Source organism: Ruegeria sp. BB1, from assembly GCF_056539465.1.
In genome coordinates, this window is sequence record NZ_JBQFVB010000012.1 from 81,630 (window position 1) to 93,482 (window position 11,853).

Annotated in this window: 12 protein-coding genes; 2 read left to right on the plus strand and 10 right to left on the minus strand. The window is 59.0% G+C overall.

The features are described from left to right. Positions 1 to 34: 34 nt before the first annotated feature. The 5 genes from eda to ACR0AL_RS19640 all read right to left on the minus strand — a co-directional run bounded on the left by eda (position 35) and on the right by ACR0AL_RS19640 (position 7,593). Positions 35 to 667, minus strand: coding sequence for a bifunctional 4-hydroxy-2-oxoglutarate aldolase/2-dehydro-3-deoxy-phosphogluconate aldolase (gene eda, locus ACR0AL_RS19620; RefSeq protein ID WP_170398895.1), 633 nt, complete (start codon positions 665 to 667; stop codon positions 35 to 37). A gap of 5 nt (positions 668 to 672) precedes the next feature. Then, positions 673 to 2,478: a phosphogluconate dehydratase gene (edd, locus tag ACR0AL_RS19625; RefSeq protein ID WP_480664358.1), complete on the minus strand. Its 1,806-nt coding sequence runs from the start codon at positions 2,476 to 2,478 to the stop codon at positions 673 to 675. Positions 2,479 to 2,480: 2 nt separating this feature from the next. Further along, complete coding sequence (gene zwf / locus ACR0AL_RS19630) at positions 2,481 to 3,926, minus strand: glucose-6-phosphate dehydrogenase (protein ID WP_170362532.1); 1,446 nt, start codon at positions 3,924 to 3,926, stop codon at positions 2,481 to 2,483. Positions 3,927 to 4,064: 138 nt separating this feature from the next. Further along, entirely contained in the window at positions 4,065 to 6,308 is a 2,244-nt protein-coding gene (ptsP, locus tag ACR0AL_RS19635) for a phosphoenolpyruvate--protein phosphotransferase (protein ID WP_480664361.1), read from the minus strand. Positions 6,309 to 6,354: 46 nt separating this feature from the next. Next, on the minus strand, positions 6,355 to 7,593 hold the full coding sequence (locus tag ACR0AL_RS19640) for an aspartate kinase (RefSeq protein ID WP_170351389.1): 1,239 nt from the start codon (positions 7,591 to 7,593) through the stop codon (positions 6,355 to 6,357). A gap of 163 nt (positions 7,594 to 7,756) precedes the next feature. Here ACR0AL_RS19640 and ACR0AL_RS19645 point away from each other — a divergent pair, with 163 nt between their 5' ends. Beyond that, positions 7,757 to 8,110, plus strand: coding sequence for a hypothetical protein (locus ACR0AL_RS19645; protein WP_480664363.1), 354 nt, complete (start codon positions 7,757 to 7,759; stop codon positions 8,108 to 8,110). Here the strand turns inward: ACR0AL_RS19645 and ACR0AL_RS19650 are convergent. The 5 genes from ACR0AL_RS19650 to ACR0AL_RS19670 form a co-directional block, all read right to left on the minus strand. Beyond that, positions 8,104 to 8,742, minus strand: coding sequence for an SDR family oxidoreductase (locus ACR0AL_RS19650; RefSeq protein WP_170414319.1), 639 nt, complete (start codon positions 8,740 to 8,742; stop codon positions 8,104 to 8,106). The genes ACR0AL_RS19645 and ACR0AL_RS19650 overlap by 7 nt on opposite strands. 3 nt (positions 8,743 to 8,745) lie before the next feature. Continuing rightward, positions 8,746 to 9,201, minus strand: coding sequence for a DUF1178 family protein (locus ACR0AL_RS19655; RefSeq protein WP_170351392.1), 456 nt, complete (start codon positions 9,199 to 9,201; stop codon positions 8,746 to 8,748). 71 nt (positions 9,202 to 9,272) lie between these two features. Beyond that, entirely contained in the window at positions 9,273 to 9,737 is a 465-nt protein-coding gene (locus ACR0AL_RS19660; protein ID WP_170351393.1) for an NUDIX hydrolase, read from the minus strand. Between the two features lie 119 nt (positions 9,738 to 9,856). Further along, positions 9,857 to 10,600 carry an EcsC family protein gene (locus ACR0AL_RS19665; RefSeq protein WP_170379120.1) on the minus strand — a complete coding sequence of 248 codons (744 nt, stop codon included), beginning with the start codon at positions 10,598 to 10,600 and terminating at the stop codon, positions 9,857 to 9,859. 53 nt (positions 10,601 to 10,653) lie between these two features. Next, positions 10,654 to 11,148 carry a GNAT family N-acetyltransferase gene (locus tag ACR0AL_RS19670; protein WP_170362527.1) on the minus strand — a complete coding sequence of 165 codons (495 nt, stop codon included), beginning with the start codon at positions 11,146 to 11,148 and terminating at the stop codon, positions 10,654 to 10,656. Positions 11,149 to 11,220: 72 nt separating this feature from the next. Here ACR0AL_RS19670 and ACR0AL_RS19675 point away from each other — a divergent pair, with 72 nt between their 5' ends. Further along, complete coding sequence (locus ACR0AL_RS19675; RefSeq protein ID WP_170351399.1) at positions 11,221 to 11,826, plus strand: flavin reductase family protein; 606 nt, start codon at positions 11,221 to 11,223, stop codon at positions 11,824 to 11,826. Positions 11,827 to 11,853 lie beyond the last annotated feature (27 nt).

Consider the following 11,853-nt stretch of genomic DNA (forward strand, 5'->3'; position numbering starts at 1 on the left):
ATTGACGCCCAACCTAGCGCAGCAAAAAGCCGCGTCAATCCATCAGCTTTGAGGCGTCACGCGCAAGGGCTTCGATCCCGGCCCAATCACCGCTCTGCACCATCTGTTTGGGCGCAACCCAGCTGCCGCCAGCGCAGGCGACATTCGTCAACGACAGGTAATCGCTGGCATTGGCTGGCGAAACACCACCCGTCGGACAGAACGTGATCTGCGGCAGCGGCGCGCCGATGGCTTTCAACGCGGGCGCGCCGCCAGACGCCTCGGCGGGGAAGAACTTCAGCATGTCATAGCCTTTTTCCAGCAGGCGCATCGCCTCGCTGGCCGTGGCCGCGCCGGGCAGCAGAGGCAGGCCTTCGGCCTCACACGCCGCAATCAATACGTCTGTTGCGCCGGGCGAAACACCGAACTGCGCGCCCGCCTCTTTTGCGGCGCGTACGTCTTCGGGGGTGACCAGCGTGCCTGCGCCCACCACCCCACCGGGCACCTGCGCCATAGCCCGGATGGCATCCAGTGCCGCCGGAGTACGCAAGGTCACCTCCAGGGCGGGCAAGCCACCTGCCACCAACGCCTCGGCCAAAGGCCGGGCTTGCGCGGCATCATCGACGACCAGAACCGGAACGATAGGTGCAAGCCCGCAGATATCGCGGGTTCGTTGGGTTTTTGACATGAAGATTACACTCCGAAAATGCTAGCACCGGCGTCGGCGGACCCGACATTGTTGCGGAAAGCAGCGAACAGATCCCGTCCGACCCCGTGCTGATTGGCGGACAGATCCGCAGTGACCGGGGCGCGGTCCAGCACACCCGGAGTGAGGATTTCCAATTCGCCTTTCACTGCGTCAACGCGCAGCACATCACCATCCTGGAGATAGGCAATTGCACCGCCCTCCAGCGCCTCGGGGCAGACATGGATCGCGGCGGGAACCTTGCCCGAGGCACCTGACATACGGCCATCCGTGACCAACGCCACCTTTTGGCCCCTGCCCTGGAGGATCGCCAGGATTGGCGTCAGTGAATGCAATTCGGGCATGCCATTGGCCTTTGGTCCCTGGAAGCGGACCACAACGATCACGTCCCCGGTGAAGTCGCCCGCCTTGAAGGCCGCCTTGACCTCGGCCTGATCATGGAAAACACGCACGGGCGCTTCGACGATCTGATGTTCGGGCGCGACTGCGGAAACCTTCATAACGGCGGTGCCCAGATTGCCAGTCAGGCGTGACAGTCCACCGGTGGGCTGGAAAGGATCTTTGGCGGGGCGGACAATCTTGTCGTTCAGGCTGTGGCCCGCGCCCTCTTCCCAGACCAGATCGCCGTCTTTCAGCTTGGGTTCCTTGGTGTAATTGTGCAGGCCCTGCCCTGCGACTGTCAGGGTGTCCGGGTGCAAAAGCCCATCATCGAGCAGCGTGCCGATGCAATACCCCAAACCACCAGCTGCATGGAAATGGTTCACATCCGCCAAACCGTTGGGATAGACCCGCGCGACCAGTGGGACGACGGCGGAAATATCGGAAAAATCCTGCCAATCCAAAACGATACCACCCGCCCGTGCCATTGCGATCAGGTGGATCAGCAAGTTGGTCGAGCCACCGGTAGCCATCAGCCCGACGATGCCATTCACGAAGGCTCGCTCATCCAACACCTGATAAACCGGCGTGTAGTTATTGCCCAACGCGCTGAGTGACAGGGCACGGCGCGCACCCTCTTCGGTCAAGGCATCCCGCAGCGGCGTGTTCGGATTGATGAAGCTAGAGCCCGGCAGGTGCAGCCCCATGAACTCCATCAGCATCTGGTTGGTGTTGGCAGTACCGTAGAAGGTACAGGTGCCAGGGCCGTGATAAGCAGCCATTTCGGCGGCCATAAGCTCATCGCGGCCAATTTCTCCGGCAGCGAATTTCTGGCGCACCTTGGCCTTTTCATCATTGGGCAGGCCGCTGGTCATCGGGCCTGCGGGCAGGAACACGGCGGGCAAATGGCCGAAGGCCTGCGCCCCAATTATCAGACCGGGAACAATCTTGTCGCAAACGCCAAGGAAAACAGCTGCGTCGTAGGTATTGTGGCTCAGCGCGACGCCCGTGGCCAATGCAATCACATCGCGCGAAAACAGCGACAGCTCCATCCCGGCCTCGCCTTGGGTGACGCCGTCGCACATGGCAGGTACACCACCTGCAACTTGCGCAGTGCCACCGGCAGTGCGGATCGCATCGCGGATCAGGCCAGGGTAGCGTTCAAACGGCTGGTGAGCTGAAAGCATGTCGTTATAAGCGGTCACAATACCAAGGTTTCCGGCGGCGCCGGTCGCCATCGCCTGTTGATCTGTCCCCGCCCCAGCATAAGCATGGGCCTGACCGCTGCAGGACAGATGCGCGCGAGCCGGGCCTTTGGATTTGGCCTGTTCCATCCGTTCCAGATGCGGGCCACGCAGGTCGGCGCTGCGGTCGATGATCCGCTGGGTGACGTCAGTGATAACAGAATGAACCATGGTTAACCTCCGATCTGACGCCAGCGACGTCCGTCGCGGTGCATCAGCATCAATGCTTCTTCGGGGCCCGAACTGCCCTGATCATAGCGTGCCGGGCGATCGCCGCGATCTTCCCAGCCTTGAATGATGGGATCGACCCAAGCCCAGGCGGCCTCGGCCTCGTCTCCGCGCATGAACAGGGTCTGGTCGCCACGTATGACGTCCATAATCAGCCGCTCATAGGCATCCGGCGCGCTGGCCTCGACGCCCAAAGCGTCGGCAAAACTCATGTCCAGCGCCACATCAGACAGGCGGAACCCGCCTGGGCCTGGATCTTTGATGGTGGTGCGTAGGGTGATGCCCTCGTCCGGTTGCAGGCGGATCACCAGCACGTTCCCGTGCAGCGGGCCAACATTCGGAAAGATCGTATGCGGCGGGTCACGAAAGAACACGGCAATCTCGGATTCCCGCGCCCGCAGCCGCTTGCCGGTGCGCAGATAGAACGGAACACCCGCCCACCGCCAGTTGCCCAGATGTACCTTCAGCGCGATGAAGCTTTCCGTACGACTGCCGGGGTTGCCAACGTGATCGACATAACCACCCTGCCCGTGTTCGGCGCGGTATTGGCCGCGCGCGATATCTTTCTGCTCAACAGGCTCCAACGCTTCGATCACCTTGACCTTTTCATCGCGCACAGCGTTGGGCGCAAATTTCGACGGCGGTTCCATCGCCGTCAGACACAAAAGCTGTACCAAGTGGTTCTGAATCATGTCCCGCATGGCACCGGACTGGTCATAATAAGCGCCGCGCCCTTCAACGCCCACAGTTTCAGCAACCGTGATCTGTACGTGGTCAATATGGGTCGAGTTCCATAGCGGTTCGAACAGGGAATTGGCAAAACGCAGGGCCATCAGGTTCTGAACCGTCTCTTTGCCCAGATAGTGGTCGATCCGGTAAATCTGGTGTTCTTCGAAGCAGGTACGCAGCCCCTCGTTCAACGCTTTGGCGGACGCCAGATCATGACCAAAGGGTTTTTCCACCACGATGCGGCTGTCCGATGTGGCCAACCCGTGTTGGTTCAGCCGGTGCGCAATGCCCGAAAACAAGCCAGGCCCCACCGACAAATAGAACGCACGCACGACGTCAGGGCGCAATGCTTTGGCCAAATTCGACCAGCCGGCATCGCCTGACGCATCAACAGGGACATACGAAACCCGGCTTAGAAAGCGATCCAGAACGTCCTTTTTGAATTCCGGCGCAAACTCCGCCATCGAGGCGCGTATCTGATCGCGAAACGCATCACTGTCCATGTCCGATCGCGCCGAGCCGATGATGCAGGCGTCCTCGGGCATCTGCCCGACCTCAAAGCGGTGATACAGGCCCGGCAGGATTTTACGTTGCGCCAGATCGCCGGTCGCACCGAACAACACCAGATCGAACGGGTTAACCGGAATTACGCGTGAAACCATCGACGGGCTCCTTCAGTTCTACCTTTGCCAACATAGCACCAGAAAGTCGCAGCACTTGTGGTTTGAGTGATGTTAACGCTAACATTTGCAAATTGCATAGGCAATGCAGATGCAGAAAGCAAGCCCGGATTTGGGATGTCAGCCCTGATTGCGCAGCCACTCCATGACGGCGGGGCGCACCGATTGCTCACCCCGGTGCCGCGCATCCGCGATGATCTTGCGCAAAGATTGCAGATCGGCCCGCAGCAACACGCTTTTGACCGGACCGATCGAGGCCGGACGCATGGACAGTGTCCGAATACCCATCGCGGCCAGGCACAGCGCCTCAACCGGGCGACCGGCATCCTCGCCGCAGAACGAAAGCGGCGTATTGGAGGAGTTGCAGCGCTCAACGATCTGCGCGATGAAACTCAGAAAGCTGACATTCAGCGTGTCATAGCGACGACGTACCAGTTCATTTTCACGGTCAGCAGCAAAGAAGAACTGCTTCAGATCATTGCCTCCGACCGAGACAAAATCGACCTCGTCAAAGAACTTTTGCGGCGCAAAGGCCAGCGATGGGGTTTCCAGCATCGCCCCAACCTCAAGCGTTTCGGGCAGGATATGACCCAGACGCTTTTCACGCTCGATGGTTTTATTGACCTCCCAGCGGGCCTCGTAAAACTCGTCGGCTTGCGCCACGAAGGGGAACATGATCGACAAGGGGCGGCCATTGGCGGCACGCAAGAGGGCCTGCAACTGCATACGCATCACGCCGCGTTTGTCCAGACCGACGCGGATTGCGCGCCAGCCCAGCGCCGGGTTCGGTTCCGCCACGTGCTTCATGTAGGGCAAAACCTTGTCGGACCCGATATCCAACGTGCGAAAGATCACGCGCTTGCCTTCAGCAGCGTCCAGAACCCGTTGATATTGTGTCACCAATTCTGACCGCTTGGGCATCTGGTTGCGGATCAGGAACTGCAGCTCGGTTCGGAATAGGCCCACGCCCTCGGCCCCGGAATTATTCAATGAGGGTAGATCGGCCATCAGCCCTGCATTCATTACCAGATTGATCCGCTCCCCATCCCGCGTCACTGTCGGGGTTTCACGGATTGAGGCATAGCGTTCCTGCGCCTTGGCCTGCATCGCGATTTTATCTCGCACAGCGTTTGCCACGGTGTCTTCGGGACGCAGATGGACAATGCCCTGATCCCCATCTACCAGGATATGGTCGCCGTTCAGCGCCTCGGTCGTGATCCGGCCCACATGTACCACCAACGGAATAGCCAACGCACGTGCCACGATAGTGGCATGACTGCCGACCGAGCCTTCCTCAAGCACGATGCCTTTCAGTGATCGTCCGTATTCCAGCAGGTCTCCGGGACCGATATTGCGGGCGATCAGGATCGGATCAGGTGGCAGGTCAGCGCCATTTGTATTGCCTTGGCCTGTCAGAATGCGCAGCAACCGGTTGGACAGGTCATCCAGATCAGCCAGCCGTTCACGCAAATACGGATCGGTTACCTGCCCCATCCGCGCGCGGGCCTGCGATTGTTCTTTTTCAACCGCTGCCTCGGCGCTTAGGCCCAGGGCGATGTCCTCTTCCATCCGGCGCATCCAGCCTTTGGAATTGGCAAACATGCGATAAGCCTCAAGGACTTGAAGCTGTTCCTTGTCGCCGCCCTGCGAGATTTCAAGCATCTTGTCGACGCCAACGCGCAGCTCTTCGACCGCTTCATTCAGGCGTTCACGTTCGCGATGTGGATCATCGGCAATCGGGTTGGTGACCACGACGCGGGGCTCATGCAGCCAGACATGACCTTCGGCGTATCCTTCCTGTGCGGGACCACCGCTCAGCTGTACTGATTGCTGGTGCAGGGGCGACAGGGCCGCACCCTCGCCGACAAAGGCGCCCAGCTCGGCCATCTCGGCCAGAACCATGGCGACGACCTCCAGCGCATAAACCTCATCCGCCGAAAACTGGCGCGCCTCGCGGGATTGCACCACCAGAACGCCCAGTTTTTCACCCAGCCGTTGAACCGGCACGCCCAGAAAGGACGAAAACCGTTCTTCGCCTGTTTCCGGCATATAGCGGAAGCCTTTGGCCGACGGCGCGTCAGGGGTATTCACGACCTTGCCAGATTGGGCGACGCGGCCAACCAGACCTTCGCCCATACGCATCCGGGTCTTGTGCACCGCTTCGGGTGCCAAGCCTTCGGTGGCGCACAGCTCCAACGTGTCTTCGTCGCGAAACAGATAGACCGAGCAGACCTCGGCCCGGATGCTGTCGGCGATCAGATGCGTAATCCGGTCAAGACGTTCCTGACCGGCGGCTTCGCTCGCCATTTCTTCGCGCAGCCGCCCAAGCAGCTTGCGGGATTCTGTTTCGGTGCCGTCCGCCATGGCCCAACCAAATTATTGTGTCAGGCGAAATCCTTGGCTGAAATGCTCAGGCCGCCTTGTCCAGTTCAAAGGCATCATGCAGTGCCTGAACCGCAAGTTCCATGTATTTCCGATCCACAAGGACGGAAATTTTTATCTCAGAGGTTGTAATGACCTTAATGTTGATCCCCTCATCCGAGAGTATCTTGAACATTTTGGCCGCAACACCCGACTGAGAACGCATTCCGATGCCCACCACCGAGACCTTGCAGACATCTTCGTCCGCAACCAGTTCGGCATAGTTCAGCTCACCCGCGTCCTTGATCGCCAACAACGCTTTCTCGGCACGCGCGACCTGATCGGTCGGGCACGAGAAGGTCATGTCGGTGCGCCCCTCGTCCGAAATATTCTGAACGATCATGTCCACGTTCACGCCCTCATCGCTGAGCGCGGTAAAGATGATCGAGGCGATACCGGGTCGGTCCGCCACCGAAACGACGGTCATCTTAGCCTCGTCACGGGAATAGGCCACACCGGCCACAACATTGGATTCCATGATATCCTCCTCGTCAACGACCAGCGTTCCGGCCTCGTCGGATTGTTCCTCGAAACTTGAGAGAACGCGCAGTTTCACCTTATACCGCATCGCCAGCTCGACCGAGCGGGTTTGCAGCACCTTGGCCCCCAGCGAGGCCAGTTCGAGCATCTCTTCGAACGAAATACGGTCCAGTTTGCGCGCTTTTTCACAGATGCGCGGGTCGGTGGTATAGACGCCGTCCACATCCGTATAAATATCGCAACGCTCGGCGCCGAACGCGGCGGCAAAGGCCACGGCGGTGGTGTCCGAACCGCCCCGGCCCAGCGTGGTGATGCGCCCTTCGGGGCTGATGCCCTGAAAGCCTGCGACAACGGCCACTTTCATGCCTTCGTCGAATTTTTGGGTCAGATTTTCGGTCGGAATTTCTTCGATCCGGGCCTGACTGTGGGCACTGGTGGTCATCAGCGGCACCTGCCAGCCCTGCCAGCTGCGCGCGGGAATATCCATTTCCTGCAATGTCAGCGCCATCAGACCGGCGGTCACATTCTCGCCCGAGGAGACCACGGCGTCATATTCACGCGCATCAAATAGGGGCGAGGTTTCGTTGACCCATCCCACCAGCTCATTGGTCTTGCCCGACATTGCCGAGACAATGACGATCACGTCATAACCCTTGGCCACCTCAACACCGATGCGTTTCGCCGCGCGGCGGATACGGTCAAGGTTGGCAACCGACGTGCCACCGAATTTCATTACGAGTACGGGCATGGGGGTGGTCTCTCCGCGCCTTGGAATTCAGGTTCCGTGCGTCTTATGCGAGGGGGGCCGCAAGGGCAAGGGTTCAAAACCGCCCCGAATGCCGCATGGGGCTGCTTTACATCCGGCAGCGAGGCTGTCAGCCTTAGTCATCGAATTTTCCAAGAGGTTTTCCATGCTCCGCCTTGCCCTCGCAGTTGTCCTGCTGTCTTCCCCTGCCCTTGCACAGGTTTCAACTCTGGCCGCAACTGACGGCAAGAATGCTTTGGGCACTGTGCCCTGCGCCTCGGGCGGCGCACCGCTCGACAGCTGCCATGCCGAATTGCGCCACCATGACGACGGCACGACGACGTTGGCTGTTTCATTGGGCGGCGGTGAAGTGCGCAGCATCTATTTCACCGATGGCGTGCCGAATTCCAGCAGTTCACCTGCCAAGATCAGCCATGAAACACGTGGCGACCTGACCGTGATTTTCATCGACCCGGATGAGGTCTATGAAATCCCCACCGCAGCGTTGATACGTCAGTAAGCGTGGGGGCGACCGTCCCAGTTTTCGAAACAACCCGTTGTTTCCAGTGACAACGCATCGAACCTTTCAATCAGGCCCTCTGCGGCCTGATCCAGGGTGATATCGGCTTCGGGCCCGCCCATATCGGTCTGCACCCAGCCCGGGTGATAGATACCTACGGCGATTCCATCATCGCGCAAATCCGTGGCCAGATTGCGTCCCAGACTCAAGGCTGCGGCCTTTGATGCGCGGTAGATATAGCTGCCCCCCGGCGCGCGGGTGTGCGAGGCCATCGTCGATGAAATAATCGCAATCTTTCCTCGTGCGGCCCGCAAGTTCGGCAACAATGCCTGAACGGTTAGAAACACGCCTGTCACGTTGATGGCAAAGCTTTGCGCCCACATGTCGGCGGGATAGCCGTTAATGCTCTGCCCTTTGTCCAGATAGACCCCGGCGTTGCAGATCAGCAAATCGACGGGTTGATCTGCCAGATACGTGGCCACGTCGGAATGCTGCGAAGGGTCGGTGACATCCAGAACCACCTGCGCACTGCCATCCCGCGCGGTGCCGGTCAGCTTATCCCCGCGAGCCCGGTAATTGTCGGCCAGCGTTCGGCCAATGCCACGATTGACCCCCGTAATAACTACATGCACGGCTTAATTTGTCTTTCTGCTGGGAACAAAAGGCAAAGGTGCCACTGGAACCCCATCGTCGATCAGGGCCTGCGCTTCGTCCGGCTTGGCCTCACCATAGATCGCACGCTCGGGCGCATCACCAAGGTGGATTTTGCGCGCTTCGCTGGCAAAATCCTTACCCACATAGTCCGAGTTCTCTTCGACCTTGCGGCGCAGCTCGGCCAGCACCTTTTCAATGTCTGGCGCAGGGGCGGCCACATCTATCGTTTCAGCCTCGGGCATGGGGGCGATGGTCTTTGCCACGGCCTCACGGGCCGGGCGGACACGTGGGGTCATGATAGCCTTTTCAACATCCGCACATCCACACACAGCGCAAGTCACCATGCCCGTGGATGCCAGTTTGTCGTAAGCGGCGGCCGATTGGAACCAACTGTCAAATGTATGGCCGTTGCTGCATTTCAATGCGTATTGAATCATGATCCGTCCAAATGTCGGTTGTCGAATTGATAACCACAGACATGGCAATATCAAGCCCTACCAGAGGCATCTTAGCGCATGATTGGCTCAAGTTTTTGAAACATTTGCCCAAGTTCGGGGAAATTGACGTGAACTGCGGCTTTTTTCGGCACAAACCATTGTCTCTGCCGCTGTTTGAATTCGGGAAAACACGCAGCAACCGATGTCACCAATAACGGAAAGACATCCACGACGCACAATACTGCGCCTTTTTTCTGATGACGTTTTCGATAGCAAAACTGCCCCATTGCCTGCGTGTCGCACTCTCCTCGAATGCCGGCCTCTTCCCACGCCTCCTGGCCTGCGGTCTGAGACGCAGTCAGCCCATCAATCAGCCACCCTTTGGGAATGATCCAACGGCGTGATTTGCGCGTTGTAATCAACAGCACTTCGGGTTGCCCTTGCTCAACACGATAGCACAAAGCCGCCGATTGCTGCAGCACCGGCAGGTGCCGGGCAATGTTGGAAACATGAGGCGAAAGCCTTGCGTCAATCACGCCGAGCCGCCTTTCATATGGATATTTGCCTGTTTGCCCGCGTTGTTTTGGTTTATTTAGCGGACGCTCAAATCATCAATACCATATGCGGTGAAATTCTCCAAGCCTTTGAAGAAAAATCACATTCGGGCGGCAAGTTTGCGCACCAGTTCATCGTGGGGAATATCGGCATCGACCGCCAAACGGCGCAGGCCGAAATGCACGCGGGCAATCTGCTGGTAATACCGCGTGTAGACATAGTTGGTGCCGCCTCCGGCAATGGCGCCCAATACCGGCACGGATTGCGCCGCCAATTTCTGCCCCAACACAACTGACAGCCGCGGAGCGACCGCTGCGATCAATTTCTGCATGGCAGGTCCTGTCAAGGTCAACCTGACCGAGAAGAACCCCAGATCGGCACCGTCGTCATTGGACAAAGGCCCGGCGGCGGACAGGACACGCACGCAATCAAATTTCACACCATCTTCCGACGGATCAAACCCTTCGCGCGCAGCCGCCCCTTGTATGGCACGCAACAGCATCGCGGTCGTCGCAGGTAATTCCATCAATGCGGTGGACATTCCGCCCAACCCTCCGGCTGCACCCATGGCCGTGGTTACTGCGGTGTTGACCCAGGGATGCTGGTCCGGCACAGCCCGTCTTGACCCTTCGGCAGCATGCATTGCCAACCACAGGGCCTGTTCCGTCGCACCCGTCAGGCCCTGCCTGATCGGTTCGGGCAATTGCTCCAACAAGGATTCTGCCGAACCTCCGAGGCTATTCAACAGCTTGACGCCCGGCCCTCCGGCCGTTCGGTAGTACCCCGCCAATCGGTCCAGTTCCGCCTCAGCATCCAGCTTTTCAACAAGAACCACGTCCTGCATAAATACCCTCCTGCCCATTAGACATCGGGGTTTATAGCCAAGGTTTCAATAGTTCAGCGGGTCCAACGGGTGACAAGCCCATCCACTCCGTCCCAAACACCCGAGGATAATTCCAGCCCCAGAATTCGGTCCGGGTTGGTCGGAGGGGGCATTTCAACCCCATTCAGACGGGAAAACCCGAACCGGGCATAATAGGGTGCGTCACCAACCAACATGACCCGATCCCAGCCCATCGCCCGGCCAGCTTCGATACCTTCGTGGATCAGAAAACCCCCAAGGCCCTCGCCTTGATGGGTCGGGTGTACGGCTACCGGCCCCAGCAGCAAGGCATCGTGATCACCCACATGCACCGGCCAGAACCGAATAGCCCCAGCCAGAATGCCCTGCCCGTCACGCGCAACCAAAGACAAGCCTGAAACCGGCGGCACATCATCGCGCAGACGATACGAAGACAGCGCCTCGCGCCCTGGCGCAAAACACAGGTCATAGAGGGCTTCGACCTCCCACCAATCATCCGGCTCTTCCGGCCTGATCCCGAACTGCTGCACCTCAGCCCTCTTTTCCTTGCTGGCATTCGCCCTAGCACTTCGCTACGCCTTGGGCAAACGCTTGGAGTAGAGATGTTCTATCGACCCGAAGACGGCCATGGTCTGCCGCACAATCCATTCAACGCTGTTATTACCCCCCGCCCGATCGGTTGGATCTCCACCCGCAGCCCCGATGGGATCAACAATCTAGCACCTTATTCCTTCTTCAACGGGGTCGCCTACACGCCCCCACAGGTGATGTTCGCTTCAACGGGCACCAAACACGATCAGGACGGCGGTAAGGACAGTGTTTCGAACATCGAAGCAACCGGTGTGTTCTGCGTGAACGTGGTGGCACACGCACACCGCGATGCGATGAACGCCAGTTCCGCAGGCCTGCCCAAACATCACGATGAATTCGAACATGCTGGCCTGACACCGGTTGGATGCGAAACCATCCCCTGCGCTCGAGTCGAGGGCGTCCCGGCTGCTCTGGAATGCAAATTGACCAAGATTGTCGATCTGCCGGGCGAGGCAAATCGGGTTGTTTTCGGAGAAGTAACCGGTGTCCACCTGCGAGACGATTGTTTGAGGGATGGAATATTCGACGTGACGACCTTCAACCCGCTCGCCCGGCTTGGATATCGGGACTATTCAGTCGTAACCGAGTTGTTCTCGCTTAGTCGCCCAGACGATTAGGAATTACAGGGGGGCGCTGTCCCCGCC